Raw genomic sequence first — 24260 nt, 5'->3', positions numbered from 1 at the left:
AGAGGATGGTGTAACGATTCCGAGGTCCTCCCCGAACAGTCCCGAGAGGACTTCGGAATCGGGTTCGACTCGTGCCCGTGGTGGCCGGGCGAACCGGCTCGCGAGGATTCGAGCGCTTTCCACCCCGCTGTGGTGACCGGTCGAACGCGAGCAGACTACGATCACGGGTGCCGTGGACGATATGGAAGACGACGAGAAGCGGTTACTGACCGCTCTCCGGGAGCGCGAGGCCTCGCGCTCCCGGAGAGCCGAATCGGAGATGACGGCCGCCCCCTCGTCGTGGCTGGTGCGGCGGTGGCGGGAACTCGTGGCCGAGTCCGCGAGCACTCCTCTCTGGGCCACCGGGCTGCGCCACCGGCTCGCGGACGGCACCGCACCGACCGGGAGACCGGCTTCCGGGATGTCCGGCGGGCTGTTCGACGCGGACGGCTTCGTCGCCCGCTCCCCCGGACGACTGCTGGGGATGCTCCACGGCGCCGCGATCGGGGAGACCACCGCGCGGCACGACATGCGGGGCACGGAGCGCACCGCCGCGCTGCTGTGCGCGCTGGACGGCTTGACCGACGCCCACGCCGAGCTGCGGGTACGAGGGCGGGCCGATCCGGCGCGGGCGGTGCTGGCCGGTCAGCGGCGGTGGCTGCGCAGCCGGGGGGTTCCGGTCGATGCCCCCGTCGAGCGCTCCGGGTCCGAACCGTCCCGCGATCGGCTGCCGAACGATCCGAGGCTGGTGGGTTCCGGCGGTGGTGATCCCGTGATGCTCGCGGAACTGGCGCGGCTCGACGTGGGCAGGGCACCGGGGACTCCGGAGCACCCCGGCAACGGTGTCGAGGCGGCCGCAGCCGTGCCGCTGGGTGCGGTCGCCGCGCTCTGGGCCGAGGACGACCGGAGCGCTTTCCGGCTCGGCAGCGAGATCGCGGCCACCACGCACGGTGGGCCGAGGGGCCACCTGCCCGCCGGAGTGCTCGCCGTGCTGGTGTCCCGGCTGCTGCGCGGCGCGGGGCTGGCGGAAGCAGCGGAGCGCGCGATCGAGCAGTGCTCCCACGCGGAGATCTCGGGGGAGCTCTTCGAAGCGGTGCGACTGGCCCGCTTCCATCCTGCGAACACGCTGCCCACCGGTGGGAACCTGGTGGCGGCCGCCGACGGCGGCACCGGCAGCGGCGTGCTCGCGATCGCGCTGCGCGCGGCGCTGTCGGCCTCCGGCGACCCGGCGACGGCGATCCGCCTCGCCGCGAGCCACGACGGCGACGTCGTCACCGCCGCGACGCTGTGCGGCCAGCTGCTCGGCGCGCTGCGCGGTCCGGAGGAGGTGACCGGTTCCGCGCCCGGAACGCCGGAGATAGCTCCGCTGCTGGAACGGGTGGCCGAGGCCGCGATCGCCGAGTTCGGACCGGATCCGGTTGGGCTCCCCGCCGCCGGTGAGGAGCACTCCGCCGAGCTCTCCGGCTGGGAGGAGGACGATGCCGGTGGGAGCGGCGAGAGCGCTGCCGGTCTCGCCGGTTCGGCGTGGGCACCGCGTTTCGCGCGGGCCGTGCTGGGGTGCGCCGTCGGGGAGGCACTGGGCGGGGCCGTCACCGGGGACAGCTGGCGCGAGATCAGGGACCGCTACGGCGAGGAGGGACTGCGGGAGTACGTGCCCGCCGGGCACCCCTCCGGCCGGATCGGCAGCGACACCCAGCTGCTGCTGTTCACGCTGGAGGGAACCATCCGTGCCGGGGTCTCCCGCCGCACGCTCGGCGGGGTGCCGCGCCCCACGCGGCACGTGCAGCACGCCTACCAGCGGTGGCTGCACACCCAGCACCTGAGCTGGCCCCGCGCCGCCGGGGAGTTCCTCTCGGTGGCGCCCGAACCGGACGGCTGGCTGGTGGGGCTGCGCGGACTGTTCCAGACCCGCAGCCCCGGCAGGACCATGATGCGCACGCTGATCGCCTTCGCGAAGGGCCAGCAGGGCATGGGCTCGCCGGAGGAGCCGATCAGCGACTCGGACGGCAGCAGCGCGCTGCTGCGGGCGGTCCCGGCGATGCTCTGGACTCCCCGGGCGGACGAGACCTTCCGGGTGGCCACCGAGGCCGCGGCGCTCACCCACGGGCACGCCACCGCCCGGCTGAGCGCGGGTGCGCTGGGGGTGATCGTCTCGCGGTTGGCCCGCGGCGAGGGGCTCACCGAGGCCGTGGGCGCCGCCGAGTCCGAGTTGTCGCGGCACCCGGAGCACGATCCCGTGGCGAGCAGGATCGCTTCCGCCCGCAGACTCGCCGAGTCCGGCGTCGTCGAACCGGAGCGGCTGGAACGCACCCTCGGCACGGGCTTCAACGCGGCCGAGGCGCTGGCGATCGGGCTGTACGCTGCGCTGGTGGCCGAGGGGGACTTCGCGGCCGGGCTGCGCACCGCCGTGAACCACTCCGGCAACAGCGGGGTGTGCGGCGCGGTGACGGGCGCGCTGCTGGCGATGTCGGCGGACGAGGAGATCCCCGAGCACTGGACGCAGCAGCTCGAACTCGGCGAAACCGTCCGAACGCTCGCCGAGGAGGGCTGCCTGGAGTTCGGCCCGAACCCGCCGGAGACCCCGGAGTGGTTCGAGCGCTACCCCGCTTCCTGAACGGCGGGAATCTCCGGAGTGGACGCGGTACCGGTAGCATTGGAGTTACCATCACCGTTCACGGGAACCGGGCCGCTGTCCACGGGCGGCTCGGCGACAGGGCGACACGGCAGGAGCGCTCCGAACGATGCGGCGAACGAACCGCGGAACGAACCGGATCCACCTCTTCCTGATGATCGCCGTAGGAGCACTCTTCCCCCTGCTGGCGGAGTGGACGCTCGGTCCCGTGGACAAGGCACCCTGGTGGTCGCTCATCGCGCTGGCGACGCTGCTGTCCGGATGCATCTCCCTGATTTTCCTGGGCACCACCAAAGCGATTCAACGCAAAAACGGAAAAACTTCCCCACGAGCGATCCCCCAATAATTTCGGACGACAAAATTTGCCGAAATTTATCTTCATTTTTTATTTTTTATAATTCTCTTTATCCTTGCTGCGGAAAAACGGATCAAAACGGCGGCCACCATCGCCGTAAACACTATCGCAAACAGCCTGTACTTCGAACCTTCCTCAAAATTTATCGACCCCCACCAAAAGAAAATTGCCACCAAAAAATAGAAAGCACCACCAGACAGCAAGTAATCAACACTACCCGGGTCATCCGGTTCTTTGGCCCACTTTTTCACCGAAGAAACAAACTTTTTCACCACAGAAACCTAACACGTAAGTAAATCACATAGCGAGCATCGAGCCGTCCATGCTGATACAGCGCTCAACGACACCAGAATACTCACCAACCATGGGTCGTCAAAGCAATTGGAGCCTGCCCTGATCAAACACAAGGCAGGCAACCAGTGGGATTATTGGATCACACGAAAGAGACTAGCATGACATCACACCATTAGCAGCCCCAGAGACCGCAATAACCCTCGTGAGATATTTCGCCTTACTGCTGATCGGGTGGAATTCAGCAAGCAAGCCCAGCGACGCGAACCCCAAGGAGTAGGTTCCACAGGTAAGTTCATCCCCGTTGAGCGCCGGATTATTATAAATGGGGTCGTGCTGGCATATAAGCCCATTAGGATCGGTTTTGTTGGTCGGATTGCATTCGGCGTAGGCGTAGAGGTTCGATTCCTGCCTGCTGGGGTCGGTCTGGGTGAACCGCTTGGTGTCGGTGTCGTAGTAACGATGGCCGAACATGTAGTCACCGGTGTCGAGCTGGTACCCGCCGGTGTAGCGGAACGGGTTCTCCTTGGCGGCTTCCCCACTGACGATGGTCTCACCGTAGGTGCCGTACTCGTAACTCCCCACGATGGTGCCGTCCTCGGCCAGCAACGCCAGCACCGTGCCACGCTGATCGGTGATCGCGTTGTAGCGCGTACCGTCCGGTCCGGCCTCGGTGATCGGTTTTCCGGATGGGTCACGGAAGTAACCGGTGCGCTGCCCGTTGTCGGCGATGCTGGTGATCCCCACCGCGGTGTGGGTGAACACGTGTCGCACCGTGTCGCCGTCGGTGGTCTCGGTCAGGGAACGGGGCGTGGCCTGGTCCGTGGTGTCGTAGACCGCCTTGTCGATGCTTCCCGAGGGCAGCTGCGCGCTGGTCAGCTGATTGGTCGCGCTGTACTCGTAGCTCGCCCCGCTGCTGCTGCCGGTCAGGTTCCCGGCCCCGTCGTAGCTGTAGCTGGTGTCTCCCTTCTGGGTGAGCTGGTCGGCGGCGTTGGTGGTGTAGCTCGTTCCGCTCGGACCACTGGTGATGTTCGAGGCGGTGTCGTAACCGTACGAACCACTGCCCGATCCGCTGGAAGTGACGCGTCGCAGTGCGTCGTAGTCGTAGCTGTTGCCGGTGCCGTCGATGTTCCGGGACTGCAGCAGGGTGGTGTCCGAACCGTCCGACGCGGCGTAGGAGTAGCTCGTCTCGAACTTCGTGGCACCGTCGGTGCCGGTGACCGTGATGCCGGTCTGTCGCCCGGCGGCGTCGTAGGTCGTGATCTGCTTACCGGTGCCGGGGAACGTGACGCTGGTGCGCTGATCAGCTGCGTTGTAGCCGAATGTCGTGGTCTGACCGCTCGCGTCGGTCATGGAGATCAGCCGGTTACCGGCGTCGTAGGAGTAGCTGGTCTCCCCGTTCGGATCGGTCATCGAGACCAGGTTGCCCGCCGGGTCGTACTCGTACGAGACGGTTTCCGTCGAAGAACCGGCGGTACGCTTCTTCTCCGTCATCAACCCGGCGCGCAGATAAGTGAACGTTGTCGTGGCGTTCGGGGTTTCCCACAGTGATGCAACGCAAAAACGGAAAAGCGTCACGAGCACCGACTTGAGCCGCCGATGAGGTTGCTCGAACCCGCCCTGGTCGAGACGAGGCAGGAGTGAGCTCTGACTACCGCGGAGTTCCGTGGGCCCTTTACCTGATCGACGCCTGGACCGAGCGAAAAGTCAGCGTGGCGCGCAAGCGAACGCACCGGACAAGTATCAGTGTCCCGGATCACGATTCGCCGGCACCACCGAGGCACGAGAAAACCTTCCCACCCCGCGACAAGACCGGGCACAAGGAGCTCACCGGGCTGTTACGGCCAATACTGGCCCCACGAATGGCCGATCGGCTCGCCGACGAGAGACAAGCCGCCCGGAGAGCGGACTCCCGAACGTCACACCTCGGAAAATTTGTCCCCGGCAGGGTGGGTCGGAGAGACGAGCTGCGCACTGTCGTCCCGGGTGCGGCTGGATGGATGACGCGTTGTCCGCGAGTGGTCACCGAGCATTTCCGCCGTGGTTTTCCTGTGATGGGGCGTCGAGCCAGGCGTCGCGTACGTGGGCGAGGGCGGCGTGCGCGGTGATGTCGAGGTGGGTTTGCCCCGCGAGTTCTCGCTGCCACGTTTCCTCGTCGGGGGCGTGGGTGAAGAGCGCGTTCGACGGAGGCCTGTTGGTGGGACCGAAGCGTGTGAACAGCTCCGCCGCCTCGGTGGTGATGGCCCCGAGACGGGCGAGCAGCCAGAGATCGTAGAGATCTCGTGAGGTGGCGCGGTGCGCCCAGGCGATGGTTTTCCAGGCCGCGAAGGCGGCTGCGGTAGGCACACGCAGCACGGCGGGTCCAGCGTCGCTGTAACGCTGCACGAGCCGGCACCGCTCGGTCGGCCAGGGCGCATAACCGGTGGAGCTCAGCAGCTGCACGCGCACGGTCGGGCCTTCGGGGGCGACGAGCACGGCGGGCGTCACATCGCGGACCGAGGTGAGTGCCGGTTGCCAGCGTAGCCCCGGGAATTCGCGCCGGGTCCCGCGAATCAGGGTCGTCTCGAGCACCTCGGCTGTGCTGCTGCGACCGCTGCGAGCGATGAGGTCGATGTCTTCGGACAGCCGCCCCTCGGGGGCCAACGTGCGGGAGAGTGCGGTGCCGCCGAAGAAGACGACCTCATCGGCCAGCCGGTCACTGATGGCCGCGAGCAGGTGGGAGATGAGATGGTCCCGGCGCACCTGGGCGCGGGCCACGCCGAACTGCTCGGCGACGGCGGCTTCCTCCTGAGGATCGAGCATGGTCAGACGACTTCAAGTAGACGGGCAAGGCTGGCTTGGCGGCGCTGTCCGACTGCCAGTTCATCCAGCAGTCGACGATCACAACGGTCCAACAGATCGTGGGCGGCGGCACGGGCCTGCTCGGGCAGCCCCCCCAGATCGGGGCGGGCGACAAGATCGAGCACCGTCTGTTCGACCGTGGTGACCCACCCCTGGCCCAGCTCGCTGGTGTGGCGTTGCACGTCCAGGGCGGCTACGCGACGACGAACGAAACGCACGGTGGCCTCGCGGTCGGCCAAACGCAACGTCGGCCGGTGACGAGTGGCAGCCACGACCGCAACCCCCAGTGCCCGCGGGACAGCCCCGTGAACACGGGCGGCGGACAACCCCATCAGCGCGACCGAGTCGATACCCACGTCAGCGACCGCGATACCCAGCGCGGCCGCCTCCAGCTCGGGAATCCAGCCCCGGTCGAGCTGATCATCGGGAACCACGGCGTAATAACCGGTCGCCAACCGGTGCAACGCCCCGGCACGGGCCAGCCGCGCGAACTCAGGACGCGGGTTGACATACACACCGGCAGCGTCGCGAGGCCGCAACACCCTGGAAGACCCCCGCAGCAGCAGTGAGGGCACGCGCGCCGTGATGTGTGCCATTACCGTCACCTCCGTAGGCTAACAGCCTACTCTCATGCCACACACAAGCATAGCTGCGCCACTGGCATACTCGCGCTGGACCCAACCAGCATGCGGCTTCAGCCAAAGCTCGGTGGCGCGGTCTGGGTGGTGTTGTCGCTGCGGCGGGCGAACCACACGATCGACCGGATCCTGCGTGAGGAGCTCGATCAGGACGGTCCGGAGGATTCGGCGGAGGACACCGACCCCGTCTCCGGGGACTCGCCCTCCGCGTTCCGGACGTGACGGTAACGCCCGGCGACACCGGCGCGGTGCGGCACACCGGGATCACCGGTCGCCGCACCGCGTCCTCCGCCCGAGGGTTCGATCCCACGGCCGTGCTCCGGCTGACCCGACCGGCAGCGACCGGCTCGTTCCGACGCGCACACCGTAGTGACGCCTTCCGAGCCCGACTAGGCTGCGGCGCATGGCTGACGAACTCGTGCACCGCGAGGTGGCAGGCGGCATCGCCACGATCACCCTGGACTCACCGCACAACCGCAACGCGCTGTCCGCGCAGCTGCGCGGAGAACTGCTGGAAGCGCTGCGGAGCTCGATCGCGGACGAGGCGGTCCGCGTGATCCTGCTGACGCACACCGGCACGGTCTTCTGCGCCGGCATGGACCTCAAGGAGTCCCGCTCGGAGAGCGCCGAGAACCAGGGGATCAACGAGGTTCCCGGCCTGCTGGAGCGCATCTGGAACAGCCCGAAACCGGTGGTGGCCAAACTGGGCGGTCCCGCGCGGGCGGGCGGCATCGGGCTCGTGGCCGCCTGCGACATCGCCGTGGCGGCGGAGGGGGCCACCTTCGCGTTCAGCGAGGTCCGCATCGGGGTCGTGCCCGCGGTGATCTCGGTGACCGTGCTACCCCGGCTGCACGCCAGGCAGGCCCACGAGCTGTTCCTGACCGGCGAGACCTTCGACGCACGGCGAGCTGAGGCGATCGGCCTGCTCAACGCGGCCGTTCCGGAGGCGGAGCTGGACAGCGCCGTGGAACGCTACCTCGACATGCTGGCCAGGGGCGGCCCCAACGCCATGGCGGCCACCAAGGAGATGCTGCGCCGACCGCGCCCGGACGACCTCGACGGGAACTTCGCCGACATGCTGCGCCTGTCCGCCGAGCACTTCGCCGGTGAGGAGGGGCAGGAGGGCATGCGGGCCTTCGCCGAGAAGCGCTCCCCCAACTGGGTACCCGAGCGGGACTGAGCCCCGGCGGGGACGTCGCCCGCTCGGAAGCTCGCGGCGTCCCCGTTCTCCCGTACGTCCTGCGCAGCACCTTTCAGTCCCACTGGCTCCCACCGAGGTCCCGTTACGTGGATGAGAGCCGAGCGATGGTGTTCTTCGGCGCGCGAGCGCCGAATCACCACGCACGTAATCGGCACCGCCGCGGGTTCTCCCGTGCGGCTCTCGCGAGGACGCCGGAGACGTTGTGTAGATCGCTACCCGATGTCGCCGGACCCGCAGCGAGAGCCGTGCGAGAGGTTCCGCCACCCGCACCGCCCGGCAAACCGAGCGGCCGAGTGCGCTCAGTCCGTAGTGCAGACGGCGCGGAAAACTCGTTCACCGGACTCCTGCGCCGCGGCGACGAGCACCGAACCGATACCGCGGTACGCCTTGGGGTCGTGCTCGGCCAGCACCCGGTGGCTCGACCAGACCAGCACGTGCTCCCCTCTCGGAAGCCAGGAAAGGTCGATCAGGCAGTCGTAGAGCGCGTCGAGGTTGCGCCCGGCCCACTCGGGGAACGAGAGCTGGGCCGCGATCGCGTCCAGCATCGTGCGCTTGCTGACCAGTTCGCTCCCGTCGACGACGTGGGCGTAGGCACCCGCCGAACGGGCCTGTTCGACCGCTTGTTCGGTCGTACCCACGACGGGCAACGGGGCGGGCTCGACCACTGACGTGTCCTTCCTGGTGCGTCGCTTCAGGAAGCCTGCGGCATTCATCATGACCAACCGTGCGATTCAATCCTGCCGGATCGGTGACTGGAGTCCACGACGCTCACATCACGTCGACGTACCGAACCAGCCAGCCGAAAACCACCAACGCGAGCAGCACCACCAGGGTGCCGGTGATCCGAGCGCGCGAACTCACCCTCGCCTCCCGCCGAACGGTCCGTGGTCACGGGGCACCCTGCTGCCCCGATACGACGTGGTGGTGCCCGGAGCTCCCGTCGCCGGTACGGCGCTCGTAGCGCTCCCGGCTGCGCAGCGGGGGCTCGGCATCGCGCACCCTGCTGGCCTTGGCCGAGATCTCGTCGACGATGCGGTCGACGAGCCGCGCCACCAGCCAGCACAGCGGCACGAGCACCACGAGTACCAGCGCCACCTGGAACGGGTAGGGAAGCAGCACGAGCCACGACTCGGCTCCGTCCCACAGCGCGACCAGCTCGCCCATCACGGACCGTCAGCGTACTCCCAGGGTGGTTCCAGCGTGCGCCGGGCACCCCGGGCGACGGAACGGCCCGCAGTACCGAGACTCACTGGACCGGTCCAGCCGGGTACTCCTGGATCGGACGTGAATCGGCTGCCGTACTCGGTCGCGTCGATCCCGACCAGACGCTCGCCCCTCGCACCCGCGCCGAACTCCCACCACTCCCGCAGACCGAGCTCCGACCACCCTCGCAAGTCGCACTCCGACTACTCCCGCAGGCCGAGCTCCGACCACTCTCGCCACCGGCACCGCCGCGGGTTCTCCGGTGCGGCTCTCGCGAGGAAGGCCCGACGTTGTGTAGGTCGCTACCCGATGTCGGGCCTGCCCGCGGCGAGAGCCGTGCCGGAGGTTCCGCCAACCGACCACCCAAGCAACCGGACAGGAATGAAACTCCGAAGCTAGCTTTCGGAGTGGCGCCGGATGGACTCGATCACGGCGCTGAAGTCGTACCCACCGCCGCCCTCCGAGTTGAACCGGTCGTAGATCCGCGCCGCCAACCGCCCCACCTCGGTGTCGGTGCCACTCTGCTCGGCGGCCGAGACGGCGAGGTTGAGGTCCTTGAGCATCAGCGACGCGGCGAAGCCGGGCTCGTAGTCGTGGTTGGCCCTGCTGGTCTCCACCATGCCCGGCACGGGGCAGTTGGTGGTCAACGACCAGCTCTGCCCGGTGGACACGGAGGTGACGTCGTAGAGCGCCTGGTGCGGGAGACCGAGCTTCTCTCCCAGCACGAAGGCCTCCGCGGTGCCGAGCATGGCCGCTGCCAGCATCAGGTTGTTGCACATCTTGGTGACCTGGCCGTTGCCGTCACCCCCGCAGTGGATCACCTTCCGCGCCATGGGCTCCAGGAAGGGCTGGGCTGTCTGGAAGGCCCGTTCGGAACCGCCGACCATGAAGGTCAGCGTGCCCGCCTCGGCACCCGCCGTGCCCCCGGAGACGGGAGCGTCGATCGCGTCGAGCCCCGCCCCCGCCGCCAGCTCGTGGGCCCTACGCGAGTCGGCCACGTCCACGGTGGAGGAGTCGATCAGCAGCGTCCCCCGCCCGACCGAGGCCAGGAACTCATCGTAGCAGTCCAGCAGCTGTTTGCCCCCCGGCAGCATCGTGATCACGGCGTCGGCACCGGTGACCGCCGCCGCGGCGGATTCGACCGTGGTCACCCCCTGGTCGGCGGCACGGCCGACCACCTCCGGCGACAGGTCGAACCCCCGCACGGTGTGCCCGGCGTTGACCAAGTTCCTCGACATCGGGCCGCCCATGTGCCCCAACCCGATGAATCCGATGACCGCCATGGTCGATTACCTTTCTCGCGAGCCGACATTGTCACGAAAACCGGGGTGGAGCGGATTCAGCCGGACAGACCGAGGTCCCCGTTGGTGGGGCGCCGGAAGAACGCCGCGACGTGCTCTTCGCCCACATCCTCCAGCTGGCCCGGCGACCAGGCCGGGGAGCGGTCCTTGTCCACGAGGGTGGCGCGCACCCCCTCCAGGAAGTCACCTCGGTGCACGCAGGCCAGCGACACCCGGTACTCCTGGTCGAGCACCTCCTCCAGGGAGCCCAGCTCGGCCGCCGAGCGCAGCGCGCGCAGCGTCACCTTCAACGAGGTGGGGGACTTGGTGGCGATGGTCTCGGCCGCCTCCCCGGCCTCCGGTTCGTTCCTGGAGCGCAGCTCGGTGAGGATCCGTTCCACGGAATCGGCGGCGTAGACCTCGTCGATCCAGGGCCGGGCGGCGGCCAGGCCCGACTCCGGGGCCGAGGTGCCGTACTTGTCCAGCACGGCTGACGCCTCCCCCTCGGTGAGGGCGTTGACGAGTCCGTCGAGTTCGGAGCTGTCGACGTAGTGGTCGGCCAGCCCGCAGTGGATCGCGTCGGCACCGCTGACCGGGGCTCCGGTGAGCGCCATGTGGGTACCGAGCCGGCCCGGTGCGCGGGAGAGCAGGTAGGTACCGCCCACGTCGGGGGCGAAGCCGATCCCCACCTCGGGCATCCCGACCTTGGAGCGTTCGGTGACCACGCGGTGCGAGCCGTGTGCCGAGATCCCGACACCGCCGCCCATGCAGATGCCGTCCATGATGCCCACGACCGGCTTGGGATAGTGCGCCAGCGCGGCGTTCATCCGGTACTCGGCCGCCCAGAACCGCTCGGTGAGTTCGGGCTCGCCCGCCTTGACCGCGTCGTACATGGCTCGGATGTCCCCGCCCGCGCAGAGGCCGCGCTCTCCCGCGCCCTCGACGAGCACCGTGCGCACCCGGTCGTCCGAGCGCCACTCCTCCAGCGCGCGCAGCACCGCGGTGACCATCTCCATGGTCAGCGAGTTGAGCGCCTTCGGCCGGTTGAGCGTGATGCGCCCGAGGTGTCCCTGCACGTCGAGCAGCACCTGCTGCTGTTCGGCGGCGTGAGTTGTCATTGGTTCGACTCCAGCAGTCCGCGGGAAATGATCAGTCGCATGATCTCGTTCGTGCCTTCCAGGATCTGGTGCACCCGCAGGTCGCGAACGATCTTCTCCATGCCGTACTCGGAAAGGTAGCCGTAACCTCCGTAGAGCTGAAGGGCCTCGTTGGCCACGTTGAAGCCGCTATCGGTAGCGAGCCGTTTGGCCATGGCGCAGAGCCTGGTCGCCTCGGGGTCCTTTGCGTCCAGCGCGGCGGCGGCCCGCCACAACAGGGTGCGGGCGGCCTCCAGCTCGGTGGCCATGTCGGCCAGCTTGAACCGGAGCGCCTGGAAGTCGCCGAGCCTGCTGCCGAAGGCGGAGCGCTGCCCCACGTAGGTCAGGCTCCGTTCCAGTGCCGCGCGCGCCCCTCCCAACGAGCACGCGCCGATGTTGAGCCTGCCGCCGTCCAGCCCGGACATGGCGATGCGGAAGCCGATGCCCTCCTCCCCGAGCCGGTTGCGCACCGGAACCCGCACGTCGGAGAACACGACCTGCCTGGTCGGCTGGGCGTTCCACCCCATCTTGCTCTCCTCCGGGCCGAAGGAGATCCCCTCGCTGCGACCGTCGATGACGAGGGTGGAAATACCTCCGGAACCGGACTCCCCGGTGCGGACCATCACCACGTAGACGTCGGAGTAGCCGCTGCCCGAGATGAACTGCTTGACGCCGTTGACGACGTACTCGTCCCCGTCGAGCACCGCCCTGGTTCGCAGCGCCGCCGCGTCCGACCCCGCTTCGGGTTCGGTGAGGCAGTAACTTCCCAGGCTGCGCATGGCGCACAGCTCGGGCAACCACTGCTCGCGCTGCCGCTGGTCGCCGAACGCGTCGATCATCCAGGCGACCATGTTGTGTATCGAGATGTAGGCGGCGATGGTGGGACAGCCGGTGGCCAGTTCCTCGAAGACGAGCGCGGCGTCGAACCGGCTGAGTCCGGTGCCGCCGTACTGCTCGTCGACGTAGATGCCGCCCATGCCGAGCCGGCCCGCCTCGGCCAGCACGTCCACGGGGAAGTGCTTGTCCCGATCCCACCGCACCGCCTCGGGAGCGATGCGCTCGGCGGCGAACTCACCCGCCGTTTCCTTGAGCGCACGCTGGTCGTCGGTGAGCGCGAACGGGGATCGGGGTGGCTCGGATGCGATCACGGAAGCGGTCATGTGGGACTCCTGCTCGATCGGGGACGCCGGATCGCGGCGCCGGGGCCTCTCGCGGTGGCGGGCCCCGCCGGTGGGCCGTCCGTGGTGGTCGCGCCGCCGGTGGGATCACCACCGGTGGCGCGGACGCGGCGCGCCGTGGACGGCCACGAGCTCGTGGTGGAGCGGCTCAGTGCATGGTCGGGATGGTGAAGCTGGCCTCCTCCTTCCGGCCGGACGGCCAGCGGGAGGTGACGGTCTTGGTCCTGGTGTAGAAGCGGATGGAGTCCGGACCGTGCTGATTGAGGTCGCCGAAACCGGAACGCTTCCACCCACCGAAGGTGTGGTAGGCGATCGGGACCGGGATGGGAACGTTGACGCCGACCATCCCGGTGTCGACCCGTCCCGCGAACTCGCGGGCGGCGTCGCCGTCCCTGGTGAAGATCGCCACCCCGTTGCCGTACTGGTGCTCGCTGGGCAGTCGAAGCGCCTGTTCGTAGTCGGCGGCGCGGACCACGGACAGGACGGGGCCGAAGATCTCCTCGTTGTAGATCCGCATGTCCGGGGTGACGTTGTCGAACAGCGAGGCACCCGTGAAGAAGCCGTTCTCGTGCTCGGGCATCCGGAAGCCGCGACCGTCGACCAGCAGGTCGGCGCCCTCCTCGACCCCCAGCTCGATGTAGTCGTCGACCCGCTGCTTGGCGGCCGCGGTCACCAGCGGGCCGAAGTCGGCGGAGTCGTCGAAGCTGGTCCCGATGCGGAGCCCCTTGACCCGCTCGGTGAGCTTTTCCACCAGGGCCTCGGCCGTGGGCTCACCGACGGGCACGGCCACCGAGATGGCCATGCAGCGTTCCCCCGCGGAGCCGTACCCGGCGCCGACCAGGGCTTCCACTGCCTGGTCGAGGTCGGCGTCGGGCATGACGATCATGTGGTTCTTCGCGCCGCCGAAGCACTGGGCGCGTTTGCCGTGGGCCGTGGCGGTGGAGTAGATGTACTCGGCGATGTCGGAGGAGCCGACGAAGCCGACGGCCGCCACGTCCCGGTGGGTCAGCAGCGCGTCGACCGCCGTTTTGTCGCCGTTGACCACGTTGAGCACTCCGGGTGGCAGCCCGGCCTCGATGAACAGCTCGGCCAGCCGCAACGGTACCGAGGGGTCGCGTTCGGACGGCTTGAGCACGAAGGAGTTGCCGCAGGCTATCGCGGGGGCCGCCTTCCACAGCGGGATCATCGCCGGGAAGTTGAAGGGGGTTATCCCGGCGGTGACCCCCAGTGGCTGGCGCATCGAGTAGACGTCGATGCCGGCGCCGGCGCCCTCGGTGTACTCCCCCTTCAGCAGGTGGGGGATGCCGGTGGCGAACTCGACGACCTCCAGCCCGCGCTGCACGTCACCCCTGGCGTCGGGCACCGTCTTGCCGTGTTCGGAGGCCAGCAGCCGCGCCAGCGAGTCCATCTCGTCGCGGCACAGTTCGAGGAACCTCATCAGCACGCGCGCCCTGCGCTGGGGGTTCCAGCTCGCCCACTCGCGTTGCGCCTCGGCGGCGTTGCGCACGGCGGCGTCCACCTCTCCGGCGGAGGCCAGCGGCACCCTGGCCTGCACGCCTCCGGTGTTCGGATCGAACACGTCGTCGTGGACCCCCGAGGTCCCCGTGACGCGTTTGCCGTCGATGAAGTGCTCCAGCTCGGTGGTCATTCCGCTACGCACCCTTCCCTCGCACCGGTCGCCGACTCCCGCTATGCGCTTGGAAGCCAAACTTTTGGTAGTCCAATCATTGCTCCAATGCAACACATCACAACAGGGTGTGCTGTGTCACAACACGATTGTGTGAGGTCAGCGGTCGAGCCGGAAGGGTTCGCCGCGTCCGGCGCGGCGTAGGAGGACGCCCAGTCCAGCCCCCGCTCCCAGCACCGGGCAACGAGCGGAACGAGGTCGGCACGAACGAAGCGCCGAGGCCTTCCCACTTCGCTACACTCCCCGCGTATCGCGGGTGAGCCACGAGCCTCGCCAACGCTCGTGGGAGGCGGCTCGGGAGTGCTTCGGAGGTCCTTCCGCCCACGACACCCCAGCGGACGCACCAACAAACGACCACCAGGAGCGCACGTGACCGCCCAACCGATCCATCCCGGTGACGTCTGGATCCTCGACTCCGATCCGACGCAGGACGACGAGCGGGGCGATGAGAGCAGCGACGAGCGCCCGGTCCTCGTGGTCTCCTCGCGCTCACATCTCGAGCTGACCAACAGCGCGTTGGCCAGCGTGCTGTCGCTGACCGATGTGGAGCGCAGCGACTGCCCGCACCGGGTTCACGTTTCCGCCGCCGACAGCTGGGTCGTCACCGAACAGGTGCGAACCGTGGCGACGAGGCGCTTCCGGCGCTTCGCCCCGGAACTCGCGCCCACCGACGAGGAACTCGCCGAAGTGCGTCGGGCACTCGCGGACATGCTGATCGTCTGAACGGCACGGGCGAGCAGAGCTTCAGCGAACCTTCGCGGCCCAGGGCTCGGGGAGGTCGGGCTCGGCGGCGGCCACGTGGGCGGCCAGCTCCGGCGTGGCACGCCCCATCCGGAACGCGAACAGCTCGGCCACGGTGACACCGTGTTCGGGACGGGACAGCACCTCGCGGGAATCACCGGCGGCGAGCTCGCCGGGGCGCTCCACCGCGAAGTAAGCGCCCGGCCTGCCGTGCTCGGCGAACCGCTTGATCAGACCGGGACTCCCCCAGAACCCGGCGAACACCCTGCAGGGAGTCCGCGGTCCGGTCACGCGCAGCACGGCGGTACCGATCCGCCAACGCTCCCCGATCACCGCGTTGCTGCAGTCGCAGTCCAGCAGGGTGAGGTTCTCGCCGGTACTGCCCGGCGGCAGCTCACGCCCCGTCTCACCGGACCAGTACCGCAGGTCCGCCACGTCGTGGGCGTAGACGGCCTGGAACCAACGGCCGTGGTTGTCGGTGTCGCAGACCGTGTCCGCCGCGACTCCCGAAGCGGTGACCGACACCGGACCCTCCACCGGCCGCTTGTCGATCCCGCTGGCACCGATCCGCCCCGTCCAGTCCCCGGTGCTGGGGGCGGTGGCGATATTGACACTGTTCACACGACTCACGGGCCCAGCCTATGCGTCGCACGAGCCGCGCTCGAAGAAATTTCCGAAATCAATTCGGACACCGTGAAGAGCGGGACAGGGCGACGAGAACGGGCCGCCGGCGGACGAGGCCCCGCACAAGCATGGGCGGGAACCCGCCGATCCGGGTTCCCGCCCATTCGCACCACCGCGATCATCACACCCCGCCACAGGGCCGCTGGTGCGTCTTGGTGAGCGCCGCCGCAGGAGTACGGCGCCCACTGCCATCACCCTCCGCCGTGAGACCGGGATGGCGCCTCACCGGCTCCCGGCGGAGGGAGTCCCGTGCGCCGCGCGGCGGTTCACCACCGACCGCCGCGCGGCGGGAGCTCGAAGAACCGTCCGGCCCGTCCGGGACGGCCGGGGTTCCCCGAACCGAGGAATCCCTCTCAGAACTGCGCGGTCTCGGTGGAACCGGCCAGCGCGGTGGTCGAGGAGTCCGGGTTGACCGCCATGCTGATCTGGTCGAAGTAGCCGGTCCCGGCCTCCCGCTGGTGCTTGGTGGCCGTGTAGCCGTCCTTCTCCGCGGCGAACTCCCTGTCCTGCAGGTCCACGTAGGCCGTCATGTCCTCCGAGGCGTAGTTCTTCGCCAGGTCGAACATGCTGTAGTTCAGCGCGTGGAAACCGGCCAGCGTGATGAACTGGAACTTGTAGCCCATCTGGCCGAGCTCACGCTGGAACTTGGCGATCGTGCTGTCGTCGAGGTTCTTGCGCCAATTGAACGACGGCGAGCAGTTGTAGGCCAGCATCTTGTCGGGGTACTGGGCCTTGATCGCCTCGGCGAACCGCTTGGCCACGTCGAGGTCCGGCGTGGAGGTCTCCATCCAGATCAGGTCGGCGTAGGGCGCGTAGGCCAGGCCGCGGTCGATGCAGGGCTCGATGCCGTTGTTGACCTTGTAGAAGCCCTCGGAGGTGCGCTCACCGGTGACGTACTTCTGGTCACGCTCGTCGACGTCGCTGGTCAGCAGGGTGGCCGCCTGGGCGTCGGTGCGGGCGACCACGAGGGAGGGCACTCCCGCGACGTCGGCCGCCAGCCGGGCGGAGTTGAGGGTCTTGACGTGCTGGCTGGTGGGGATGAGCACCTTGCCGCCGAGGTGACCGCACTTCTTCTCGGAGGCGAGCTGATCCTCCCAGTGCACACCGGCCGCACCGGCCTGGATCATGCCCTTCATCAGCTCGTAGGCGTTGAGCACACCACCGAACCCGGCCTCGGCGTCGGCGACGATCGGAGCCAACCAGTGCCGGTCCTCCTGCTCGACCTCGTTTGCCTCGGCGTCCAGCGCCTCGGCCCAGGCGACCTGGTCGGCGCGCTTGAGCGCGTTGTTGATCCGACGAACCACCTGCGGGACCGAGTTGGCGGGGTACAGGCTCTGGTCCGGGTAGGTCTCCCCGGCGAGGTTGGCGTCGGCGGCGACCTGCCAGCCGGACAGGTAGATGGCCTGCAGCCCGGCGCGGACCTGCTGGACCGCCTGGTTGCCGGTCAGGGCACCGAGCGCGTGGATGTAGTCGTTTTCGTGCAGCAGGTTCCAGAGGCGTTCGGCGCCCAGCCGGGCCAGGGTGTTGTCCTCCTGCACCGAGCCGCGGAGTCGGATGACGTCACCGGCGGAGTAGGTGCGCTCGACGCCCTTCCAACGCGGGTTCGTCTCCCAGTCGTGCTGCAGGTCCTTGGCTGCCTGCAGGGCCTGTTCACGGGTGCCGGGCTGAGGGCTCATGGCTTTCACCTTCCGATCGCTTGCGGCCTGTTGATTCCCAGTGTTGGTACTTCGCCAAGAAAAAACGAGACCTCATCCGGACAAAATTTTGGCTTTTTTCTGCTAAGGTGAACTACATGTCGGAGTTTACAGCCGAGTCAACGGAAGAACGGGGCACTTTTTCCACCGAGCAGGACCTGCTCGTCTTCGGGCAGCGACTGCGCCACATGCGCAAGGCGGCGGGGCTGACCCTCTCCGAACTGGGACAACGGGTCGACCGGGCCCCCTCGCAGCTGTCCCTGCTGGAGAACGGGCACCGCGAGCCGAAGCTGTCACTGCTGCGATCGCTGGCGGTCGCGTTGAACAGCTCCGTGGACGAGCTGATGTCCAAGAAACCACCGAACCGGCGCGCCGAGCTGGAGATAGCCGTGGAGCAGGCCCAGCTGGACCCGCTCTACCAGCAGCTCGACGTGCCGCCGCTGAAGATCAGCAAACGGGTTCCCACCGAAGCGCTGGAACACGTGCTCGCGCTCTACGAGGAACTCCGGCGCAGGGAGACCAAACGGGTGGCGACCCCGGAGGAGGCACGCGCGGCCAACGCGGAGCTGCGCGGGATGATGCGCGAGCACGGCAACTACTTCCCCGAGATCGAGAAGTCCGCCGGGGACATCCTGCGGGGCGTGGGCTACCACGGGGGTCCGCTGTCCGAGGGGCTGATCCAGTCCATCGCGACCCACCTCGGCTACGGACTGCGCTTCGTCACCGACCTGCCCCGTTCGGTCCGCTCGGTCACCGACCTGCGGCACAACCGGATCTTCCTGCGACGCGAGTCGCTGGGCATGCACAGCCCCCGCACCATCCTGCTGCAGACCCTCGGCCACCTCACCCTCGGCCACCGCCAGCCGCGTGACTTCGCCGACTTCCTGCGGCAGCGGGTGGAGGCCAACTACTTCGCCGCCGCCGTGCTGATCCCGGAGAGCTCGGCCGTGAGCTACCTGCGCCAGGCCAAGGCGGACCGCGACCTGGCCGTGGAGGACCTGCGCGACGTGTTCTCGGTCTCCTACGAGATGGCGGCCCACCGGTTCACCAACCTGGCCACGCAGTACCTGGACCTGGTGTGCCACTTCGTGCGCAACGACGAGACCGGGATCATCTACAAGGCCTACGCCAACGACGGACTGGAGTTCCCTGCCGACCCCACCGGCGCCATCGAGGGGCAGCGGATGTGCCGCTACTGGGCCGGCAGACAGGTGTTCGCCTCGGCGGACCGCTACTCCACCTACTACCAGTACACCGACAAACCGGGCGCCACACACTGGTGCGTGGCGCACGTCGATCCGAGCCGGGGGCGGGACTTCGCCATCACCCTCGGCGTGCCCTACACCGAGTCACGCTGGTTCCGAGGTCGCGAGACCACGAACCATTCCAGGTCGGGCTGCCCCAACGGCGAGTGCTGCCAGCGTCCCCCCGCCGAACTGGCCAACCGCTGGCAGGGCATGGTCTGGCCCTCGGCGCGGGCGCACTCGCACGTGCTGTCCGCGCTGCCCTCTGACACGTTCCCCGGAGTGGACGAGGCCGACGTCTACTCGTTCCTGGAGACCCACCAGTAGGAACGCGGCCCCGGACGTCGATCTCCCGGACCTCCCGGGAGATCGCCGCCGGGACGGTGACTACCGGTTCGACGCCCCGAACCGCGCCCTCCGGGACGAGCCGGGACGAGTCAGGCGCTTCCCGGTCACTTCTTGCCCTTGGAGTCCCCCTTGGAGTCCTCCTTGGCCGACTCGTCCGTGGACAGCGCGGCCACGAACGCCTCCTGCGGCACCTCGACGCGGCCGACCGTCTTCATCTTCTTCTTGCCTTCCTTCTGCTTCTCCAGCAGCTTGCGCTTACGGCTGATGTCACCGCCGTAGCACTTGGCGAGCACGTCCTTGCGCATGGCGCGGATCGTCTCGCGGGCGATGATCCGCGAACCCACCGCCGCCTGGATCGGGACCTCGAACTGCTGGCGCGGGATGAGCTCGCGGAGCTTGGAGGCCATCTTGGTCCCGTAGGCGTAGGCGTTGTCCTTGTGCACGATCGCGCTGAAGGCGTCCACCGCCTCGTGCTGCAACAGGATGTCGACCTTGACCAGGTCCGAGGCCTGCGTACCCGCCTCCTCGTAGTCCATGGAGGCGTAACCGCGGGTACGCGACTTGAGGTGGTCGAAGAAGTCGAACACGATCTCGGCCAGCGGCATGGTGTAGCGCAGCTCGACACGGCTCTCGGAGAGGTAGTCCATGCTGTCGAGCCGGCCGCGCCTGCTCTGACACAGCTCCATGATCGCGCCGACGAACTCGGACGGAGCGATCACGGTGCACTTGGCGATCGGCTCGCGCACCTCCTGGATCTTGCCCTCGGGCCAGTCGGACGGGTTGGTGACCTCCAGCTCGGTGCCGTCCTGCAACGTGACGCCGTAGACCACGTTGGGGGCGGTGGAGATGAGGTTGAGGTTGTACTCGCGCTCCAGCCGCGCCCTGGTGATCTCCAGGTGGAGCAGCCCGAGGAAACCGCAGCGGAAGCCGAAGCCGAGCGCCCCCGAGGTCTCCGGCTCGTAGGTCAGCGCCGCGTCGTTGAGCAGCAGCTTGTCCAACGCGTCGCGCAGCACGGGGTAGTCCGACCCCTCGATCGGGTAGAGCCCGGAGTAGACCATCGGGATCGGGTCCCGGTAGCCGGGCAGCGGCTCATCGGCGCCGTTCTTGGCGAAGGTCACGGTGTCACCGACCCTGGACTGACGCACGTCCTTGACCCCGGTGATCAGGTAGCCGACCTCGCCGACACCGAGCCCTTCGGAGGGCTTCTGGTCCGGTGAGATGATGCCGACCTCGAGCAGCTCGTGGGTGGCGCCGGTGGACATCATCCGGATCTTCTCGCGCGGGGTGATCTTGCCGTCCACCACGCGGATGTAGGTGATCACGCCCCGGTAGGTGTCGTAGACCGAGTCGAAGATCATCGCTCGGGCGGGCGCGTCCTGCTCACCGACCGGTGCGGGGACGTTGAGCACCACGGCGTCGAGCACGTCGGCGACCCCTTCGCCGCTCTTGGCCGAGACCCGCAGCACGTCGGACTCGGAGCAGCCGATGATGTGGGCCAGCTCGGCCGCGTAGCGGTCGGGCTCGGCGGCGGGGAGGTCGATCTTGTTGAGCACGGGGATGATCTCCAGGTCGTGCTCCATGGCCAAGTAGAGGTTGGCCAGGGTCTGCGCCTCGATCCCCTGAGCGGCGTCGACCAGCAGGATCGCGCCCTCGCAGGCCGCGAGGGAACGGCTGACCTCGTAGGTGAAGTCGACGTGGCCGGGAGTGTCGATCAGGTGCAGCACGTAGTCCTCACCGTCGATCTGCCACGGCAGTCGCACGTTCTGGGACTTGATCGTGATGCCGCGCTCGCGCTCCAGGTCCATCCGGTCGAGGTACTGGTCCCGGTACGCGCGCTCGTCGAGCACCTCGGTGAGCTGCAGAACCCGGTCGGCCAGCGTCGACTTGCCGTGGTCGATGTGGGCGATGATGCAGAAGTTCCTGATGCGTTCAGGAGACGTGAAGGTCGTGTCTGCGAAGGTGCTCACTGAAGTCTTCCTCGCGGGATGTCGACTCGCGTACGGGCAGGGCTTGCGCCCATGGTCCCACGAAAGTGCGGAATGCCCGACCCCAACCTGGGGATGCGGTCACACGGCCTCCGCTCCCGCCACGCGTGGTGGCCGAGCTGTGGGCAGCCGGGAGACCCGTCCTCCCCACCGGGATCGCGGGGACGAGGCCTCAGCGATGCTGGCGAACGTCACCGCGCAGCGGATGTTCGGCAGGCACCTCGACCAGCACGAGCCGCGTCCCGTCGGGATCGGCCACGGTGCCCTCGATCAGCCCCCACGGCCGGTGCTCGGGTTCGGCGAGCACCTCCACACCGCGCTCGCGCAGCTGACGAACGCTCTCGGCGACGTCGCGCACCTGCAGCCAGAGCATCTGGTCCTGGCTGGGGCCGCTGCTGCCGGTGCCGGAGACCTCCAGCAGCCCTTGTCCGAGAAAGAACACGGTGCCGCCGGGAAACTCGCGGTGGATCGCCAGCCCGAGCGTGTCGCGGTAGAACCGGACGGAACGGTCGTGGTCACGGGGGCGCAGAATCATCCTGCTACTGAGAACCTCCATGCCCCCGTCCTACCCGATCGCGTCCGGAATCGCCGAGCACGCGTCCCCCGGCGGTGTCGATCTCCCACGAAATCACCAGGACAGCGCCACCTCACCCACGTGTCCCGGACGTAGATTCCCCGTGAGATTGGCGGGAGCCGGGGCCTCCGGAACGCGGGTCGCTCAGGTGATCCCCAGCAGCACCACGCCGCTGACCACCACCGCCGACCCCGCGATCCGCCGCCCGGGATCGCCCTCCCGCAACAACCACCACCCCAGCAGAGCCGCCAACACGATGCTCAACTCCCGAGCGGGAGCCACGAGACTGACCGGAGCCAACCGCATCGCGAACAACACCAGCAGATAAGCCAACGGGGACAATTCCGCCAGATCCAGAAGTTTCGAGTTTTTCGAACAGGTGTGTAGACTGGCGTCCACCAGGGAACGAGTGGCCTTCGCGGGCCTGTGCATCGAGGGAGGGTCGACCCGTGACCGCGACGATGCAGGAACAGACCGTGTTGCCTCCGGACGCGGACGAGGAGCAGAACCTGCTTGGCGTGTTGGCCAAGCAACTCGCCACCGAGCAGCAAGGCGGGCACGCGGTGCTGCTGGGGCCGGACGGCAGCGAGCTGGAGTTGCCCGGCCCCGTGTTCCAGGCTCTGCGCGATGTCGTCAGCGCGATGTCGCAAGGACTGGCCATCACGGTGGCTCCGCACAACACGATGCTCACCACCCAGGAGGCGGCCGACCTGCTGGGGATCTCACGACCGACGCTGATCAAACGGCTCGAGGCGGGCGAGATCCCCTACGTGCGCCACGGTCGTCACCGGAAGATGCGTCTGAAAGACGTCGTGGCCTACCAGCACCGCACGTGGCAAGAGCGGGAGGAAGCGCTCGACGAGATGGCCGCGGCCGGTCAGGAAACCGGTTTCTACGAAGACACCCTGCGCCCGCTACCACAGGAATAGGAGCCTCGGTGTCCTTCCCCGCCTTCCTGGACACGTGCGTACTCGTTCCCGGGTATCTCAACGACACCCTGTTGCGGCTGGCCTCGGCGGAGATATATCGTCCACTGTGGTCAGCCGACGTACTCGAGGAGCTGCACCGCAATCTGGCCAGGATGACGTCGACGGCACAAGCCGACCACCGGCTGCGCAACATGCGTCAGCACTTCACCGACGCCGAGGTCACCGGGTACGAGTCCTTGCTCCCCAGCATGACCAACGACGCGGACGATCGCCACGTGCTGGCGGCCGCCGTACGGGGAAACGCCGCTGTGATCGTCACCGCGAACCTGCGTCACTTCCCCGAGCACGCGCTGAAACCGTACGAGATCGAGGCGGTACACCCCGACGAGTTCCTGCTCGACCAGCTCGATCTCCATCCGGCACGGGTCATGGCCAGCTTGAACAGACAGGTCAGCGCGTACACCAGGGAACCCACCACGATCGCGGGCCTGATGAACCGCCTCGAACGGACCGGCCTGCCGAAGTTCGCCGCCGAGGTCCCGCGCCACCAACGGTGACCCCACACGGGCGAATCTCCGCTCAGGCGATCCCCAGCAGCACCACGCCGCTGACCACCACCGCCGACCCCGCGATCCGCCGCCCGGGATCGCCCTCCCGCAACAACCACCACCCCAGCAGAGCCGCCAACACGATGCTCAACTCCCGAGCGGGAGCCACGAGACTGACCGGAGCCAACCGCATCGCGAACAACACCAGCAGATAAGCCAACGGGGACAACAACCCCACCAGCACCACCTCCCGCCGGTTCTTCGCCCAGACACCGGCGATCCGATCCCTCCTCCCCCAGGCGTACGGCGCGAACAGCACCACCCGGGCCAGCTGGTTGGCCCAGTCGAACAGCAGCGGTGACAGCGCCAGCGCTGTGACCGCGTAGGCGTCCCAGACGGTGTACAGCGCGATCATGCCGCCGGTGAGCAAGCCGAACCCGATCCCGGCCAGCTGTCCGGCACGGGGTCGGGTGTCGCCTCCTCCGGAGGTGATCACCAGCACTCCGAGCACCACCAGCAGCCCTCCAGCCACTCCGGTGACGCCGGGGCGCTCGTCCAGCAGCAGCACCGCGATCAGGAGGGCGAGCAGCGGGCCGGTCCCCCGCGCGAGCGGGTAGACCACGGACATGTCCCCGACCGCGTAGCCCCGCTGCAGCAGTACGAAGTACGCGAGGTGCAGAGCGGCGCTGACGACGACCCCCAGCAAGCCGACGTGCAACGGCGGCAGTCCGGCGCGCAGCACCACGAGTGCCGCCAGGGGCAGGTACAGCACGGTGGAGCAGGCGGCGGTCAGCCACACGAACGCGGCTCCGCCCGAGGCGACCCGCTTGGCGAAGTAGTTCCAACCCGCGTGAGCGGCCGCCGCGACGACGACGAGCAGTAAGGCTGTCGGCCCCATCCGAACTCCCCTCCGACGAATCGCGGTCCGTCACGCGCCACGACGCGAAGCCCTCGACGCTGTGCTCGGCCCATCGCGGGCGGAGGAAGCTTAACCGCGTGTTCCTCCGCGGGTCCCCCACGAGTAACCGAGATCATCCGGCGCTCGACGAATTGAAACCCCGACCAAAAATTGATATCACTAAGATGTCACTG

The 24260-nt window shown here is 68.2% G+C and carries 24 protein-coding genes; 8 read left to right on the top strand and 16 right to left on the bottom strand.

All coding sequences use genetic code 11. The features are described 5' to 3' along the window. The first annotated feature begins 181 nt into the window (after positions 1 to 181). Positions 182 to 2593, top strand: a complete 2412-nt coding sequence (locus tag BLQ75_RS11165; protein WP_244515464.1) for an ADP-ribosylglycohydrolase family protein — start codon at positions 182 to 184, stop codon at positions 2591 to 2593. A gap of 127 nt (positions 2594 to 2720) precedes the next feature. Next, complete coding sequence (locus tag BLQ75_RS11160; RefSeq protein WP_092601364.1) at positions 2721 to 2957, top strand: hypothetical protein; 237 nt, start codon at positions 2721 to 2723, stop codon at positions 2955 to 2957. Positions 2958 to 2989: 32 nt separating this feature from the next. Here the strand turns inward: BLQ75_RS11160 and BLQ75_RS23035 are convergent, their stop codons facing one another. The 4 genes from BLQ75_RS23035 to BLQ75_RS11145 form a co-directional block, all read right to left on the bottom strand. After that, positions 2990 to 3238 carry a hypothetical protein gene (locus BLQ75_RS23035; RefSeq protein WP_139182957.1) on the bottom strand — a complete coding sequence of 83 codons (249 nt, stop codon included), beginning with the start codon at positions 3236 to 3238 and terminating at the stop codon, positions 2990 to 2992. 175 nt (positions 3239 to 3413) lie between these two features. Beyond that, on the bottom strand, positions 3414 to 4751 hold the full coding sequence (locus tag BLQ75_RS11155) for an RHS repeat-associated core domain-containing protein (RefSeq protein ID WP_092601362.1): 1338 nt from the start codon (positions 4749 to 4751) through the stop codon (positions 3414 to 3416). Between the two features lie 528 nt (positions 4752 to 5279). Further along, complete coding sequence (locus tag BLQ75_RS11150) at positions 5280 to 6059, bottom strand: nucleotidyl transferase AbiEii/AbiGii toxin family protein (protein WP_092601360.1); 780 nt, start codon at positions 6057 to 6059, stop codon at positions 5280 to 5282. Positions 6060 to 6061: 2 nt separating this feature from the next. Further along, on the bottom strand, positions 6062 to 6694 hold the full coding sequence (locus BLQ75_RS11145; protein WP_244515443.1) for a type IV toxin-antitoxin system AbiEi family antitoxin domain-containing protein: 633 nt from the start codon (positions 6692 to 6694) through the stop codon (positions 6062 to 6064). Positions 6695 to 6784: 90 nt separating this feature from the next. On the opposite strand from BLQ75_RS11145, the gene BLQ75_RS23430 reads away from it, so the two are divergent. Both BLQ75_RS23430 and BLQ75_RS11140 read left to right on the top strand, forming a co-directional pair. Then, positions 6785 to 6958: a hypothetical protein gene (locus BLQ75_RS23430; RefSeq protein WP_170837437.1), complete on the top strand. Its 174-nt coding sequence runs from the start codon at positions 6785 to 6787 to the stop codon at positions 6956 to 6958. A gap of 181 nt (positions 6959 to 7139) precedes the next feature. Then, positions 7140 to 7916, top strand: a complete 777-nt coding sequence (locus tag BLQ75_RS11140) for an enoyl-CoA hydratase-related protein (protein WP_092601358.1) — start codon at positions 7140 to 7142, stop codon at positions 7914 to 7916. Between the two features lie 320 nt (positions 7917 to 8236). On the opposite strand, the gene BLQ75_RS11135 is transcribed toward BLQ75_RS11140, so the two are convergent. The 6 genes from BLQ75_RS11135 to BLQ75_RS11105 all read right to left on the bottom strand — a co-directional run bounded on the left by BLQ75_RS11135 (position 8237) and on the right by BLQ75_RS11105 (position 14382). Further along, entirely contained in the window at positions 8237 to 8575 is a 339-nt protein-coding gene (locus BLQ75_RS11135) for a barstar family protein (RefSeq protein ID WP_092601576.1), read from the bottom strand. A 250-nt stretch (positions 8576 to 8825) separates the two neighbouring features. Beyond that, complete coding sequence (locus tag BLQ75_RS11130) at positions 8826 to 9101, bottom strand: hypothetical protein (RefSeq protein ID WP_092601356.1); 276 nt, start codon at positions 9099 to 9101, stop codon at positions 8826 to 8828. Positions 9102 to 9535: 434 nt separating this feature from the next. Next, complete coding sequence (mmsB, locus tag BLQ75_RS11120) at positions 9536 to 10423, bottom strand: 3-hydroxyisobutyrate dehydrogenase (protein ID WP_092601352.1); 888 nt, start codon at positions 10421 to 10423, stop codon at positions 9536 to 9538. Between the two features lie 56 nt (positions 10424 to 10479). Continuing rightward, entirely contained in the window at positions 10480 to 11538 is a 1059-nt protein-coding gene (locus BLQ75_RS11115; RefSeq protein ID WP_092601350.1) for an enoyl-CoA hydratase/isomerase family protein, read from the bottom strand. After that, positions 11535 to 12716 carry an acyl-CoA dehydrogenase family protein gene (locus BLQ75_RS11110; protein WP_092601348.1) on the bottom strand — a complete coding sequence of 394 codons (1182 nt, stop codon included), beginning with the start codon at positions 12714 to 12716 and terminating at the stop codon, positions 11535 to 11537. Before BLQ75_RS11110 ends, BLQ75_RS11115 begins: the two co-directional genes overlap by 4 nt. A 166-nt stretch (positions 12717 to 12882) precedes the next feature. Continuing rightward, entirely contained in the window at positions 12883 to 14382 is a 1500-nt protein-coding gene (locus BLQ75_RS11105; protein ID WP_092601346.1) for a CoA-acylating methylmalonate-semialdehyde dehydrogenase, read from the bottom strand. 408 nt (positions 14383 to 14790) lie between these two features. On the opposite strand from BLQ75_RS11105, the gene BLQ75_RS11100 reads away from it, so the two are divergent. Beyond that, positions 14791 to 15144, top strand: a complete 354-nt coding sequence (locus BLQ75_RS11100) for a type II toxin-antitoxin system PemK/MazF family toxin (RefSeq protein WP_170837435.1) — start codon at positions 14791 to 14793, stop codon at positions 15142 to 15144. Positions 15145 to 15165: 21 nt separating this feature from the next. Here the strand turns inward: BLQ75_RS11100 and BLQ75_RS11095 are convergent, their stop codons facing one another. Together BLQ75_RS11095 and aceA are read right to left on the bottom strand one after the other, a co-directional pair. Next, positions 15166 to 15783 carry an MOSC domain-containing protein gene (locus tag BLQ75_RS11095; protein ID WP_092601342.1) on the bottom strand — a complete coding sequence of 206 codons (618 nt, stop codon included), beginning with the start codon at positions 15781 to 15783 and terminating at the stop codon, positions 15166 to 15168. A gap of 416 nt (positions 15784 to 16199) precedes the next feature. After that, the gene (gene aceA / locus BLQ75_RS11090) at positions 16200 to 17522 is read right to left on the bottom strand and encodes an isocitrate lyase (protein ID WP_092601340.1); all 1323 of its coding nucleotides are present in this window, start codon (positions 17520 to 17522) and stop codon (positions 16200 to 16202) included. Between the two features lie 116 nt (positions 17523 to 17638). On the opposite strand from aceA, the gene BLQ75_RS11085 reads away from it, so the two are divergent. Then, a complete protein-coding gene (locus BLQ75_RS11085) occupies positions 17639 to 19111 on the top strand; it encodes an XRE family transcriptional regulator (protein WP_092601338.1) in 1473 nt (490 codons plus the stop codon). 125 nt (positions 19112 to 19236) lie between these two features. Here the strand turns inward: BLQ75_RS11085 and lepA are convergent, their stop codons facing one another. From lepA to BLQ75_RS11070, 3 genes are all read right to left on the bottom strand, one after another. Then, positions 19237 to 21099 (bottom strand): translation elongation factor 4, encoded by a 1863-nt coding sequence (gene lepA / locus BLQ75_RS11080; protein ID WP_092601336.1) that lies wholly within the window; start codon positions 21097 to 21099, stop codon positions 19237 to 19239. Positions 21100 to 21289: 190 nt separating this feature from the next. After that, entirely contained in the window at positions 21290 to 21673 is a 384-nt protein-coding gene (locus tag BLQ75_RS11075) for a VOC family protein (protein WP_092601334.1), read from the bottom strand. Positions 21674 to 21835: 162 nt separating this feature from the next. Further along, positions 21836 to 22123, bottom strand: coding sequence for an EamA family transporter (locus BLQ75_RS11070; RefSeq protein ID WP_211481307.1), 288 nt, complete (start codon positions 22121 to 22123; stop codon positions 21836 to 21838). A 17-nt stretch (positions 22124 to 22140) separates the two neighbouring features. On the opposite strand from BLQ75_RS11070, the gene BLQ75_RS11065 reads away from it, so the two are divergent. Together BLQ75_RS11065 and BLQ75_RS11060 are read left to right on the top strand one after the other, a co-directional pair. After that, a complete protein-coding gene (locus tag BLQ75_RS11065) occupies positions 22141 to 22620 on the top strand; it encodes a helix-turn-helix domain-containing protein (protein ID WP_092601332.1) in 480 nt (159 codons plus the stop codon). 8 nt (positions 22621 to 22628) lie between these two features. Beyond that, positions 22629 to 23177 carry a PIN domain-containing protein gene (locus BLQ75_RS11060; protein WP_092601330.1) on the top strand — a complete coding sequence of 183 codons (549 nt, stop codon included), beginning with the start codon at positions 22629 to 22631 and terminating at the stop codon, positions 23175 to 23177. A gap of 22 nt (positions 23178 to 23199) precedes the next feature. Here BLQ75_RS11060 and BLQ75_RS11055 read toward each other — a convergent pair whose 3' ends face one another. Next, a complete protein-coding gene (locus BLQ75_RS11055; RefSeq protein ID WP_092601328.1) occupies positions 23200 to 24066 on the bottom strand; it encodes an EamA family transporter in 867 nt (288 codons plus the stop codon). Positions 24067 to 24260 lie beyond the last annotated feature (194 nt).

The sequence above is a fragment of the Actinopolyspora xinjiangensis genome, assembly GCF_900104475.1.
GTDB lineage: Bacteria > Actinomycetota > Actinomycetes > Mycobacteriales > Pseudonocardiaceae > Actinopolyspora > Actinopolyspora xinjiangensis.
The sequence above is the reverse complement of the archived record's forward strand: the minus strand, read 5'-3'. Positions and strand labels throughout refer to the sequence as shown.

Excerpts from the sequence above, each read along its gene's own strand:
- BLQ75_RS11150 (WP_092601360.1), bottom strand. The coding sequence starts at position 6,059 with ATGCTCGATCCTCAGGAGGAAGCCGCCGTCGCCGAGCAGTTCGGCGTG.
- BLQ75_RS11130 (WP_092601356.1), bottom strand. The coding sequence starts at position 9,101 with ATGGGCGAGCTGGTCGCGCTGTGGGACGGAGCCGAGTCGTGGCTCGTG.
- BLQ75_RS11055 (WP_092601328.1), bottom strand. The coding sequence starts at position 24,066 with ATGGGGCCGACAGCCTTACTGCTCGTCGTCGTCGCGGCGGCCGCTCAC.
- BLQ75_RS11105 (WP_092601346.1), bottom strand. The coding sequence starts at position 14,382 with ATGACCACCGAGCTGGAGCACTTCATCGACGGCAAACGCGTCACGGGG.
- BLQ75_RS11115 (WP_092601350.1), bottom strand. The coding sequence starts at position 11,538 with ATGACAACTCACGCCGCCGAACAGCAGCAGGTGCTGCTCGACGTGCAG.
- BLQ75_RS11145 (WP_244515443.1), bottom strand. The coding sequence starts at position 6,694 with ATGGCACACATCACGGCGCGCGTGCCCTCACTGCTGCTGCGGGGGTCT.
- BLQ75_RS11110 (WP_092601348.1), bottom strand. The coding sequence starts at position 12,716 with ATGACCGCTTCCGTGATCGCATCCGAGCCACCCCGATCCCCGTTCGCG.
- mmsB (WP_092601352.1), bottom strand. The coding sequence starts at position 10,423 with ATGGCGGTCATCGGATTCATCGGGTTGGGGCACATGGGCGGCCCGATG.
- BLQ75_RS23430 (WP_170837437.1), top strand. The coding sequence starts at position 6,785 with ATGCGGCTTCAGCCAAAGCTCGGTGGCGCGGTCTGGGTGGTGTTGTCG.
- BLQ75_RS11075 (WP_092601334.1), bottom strand. The coding sequence starts at position 21,673 with ATGGAGGTTCTCAGTAGCAGGATGATTCTGCGCCCCCGTGACCACGAC.
- BLQ75_RS11085 (WP_092601338.1), top strand. The coding sequence starts at position 17,639 with ATGTCGGAGTTTACAGCCGAGTCAACGGAAGAACGGGGCACTTTTTCC.
- BLQ75_RS11165 (WP_244515464.1), top strand. The coding sequence starts at position 182 with ATGGAAGACGACGAGAAGCGGTTACTGACCGCTCTCCGGGAGCGCGAG.
- aceA (WP_092601340.1), bottom strand. The coding sequence starts at position 17,522 with ATGAGCCCTCAGCCCGGCACCCGTGAACAGGCCCTGCAGGCAGCCAAG.
- BLQ75_RS11070 (WP_211481307.1), bottom strand. The coding sequence starts at position 22,123 with ATGCACAGGCCCGCGAAGGCCACTCGTTCCCTGGTGGACGCCAGTCTA.
- BLQ75_RS11155 (WP_092601362.1), bottom strand. The coding sequence starts at position 4,751 with ATGACGGAGAAGAAGCGTACCGCCGGTTCTTCGACGGAAACCGTCTCG.
- BLQ75_RS11160 (WP_092601364.1), top strand. The coding sequence starts at position 2,721 with ATGCGGCGAACGAACCGCGGAACGAACCGGATCCACCTCTTCCTGATG.
- BLQ75_RS11140 (WP_092601358.1), top strand. The coding sequence starts at position 7,140 with ATGGCTGACGAACTCGTGCACCGCGAGGTGGCAGGCGGCATCGCCACG.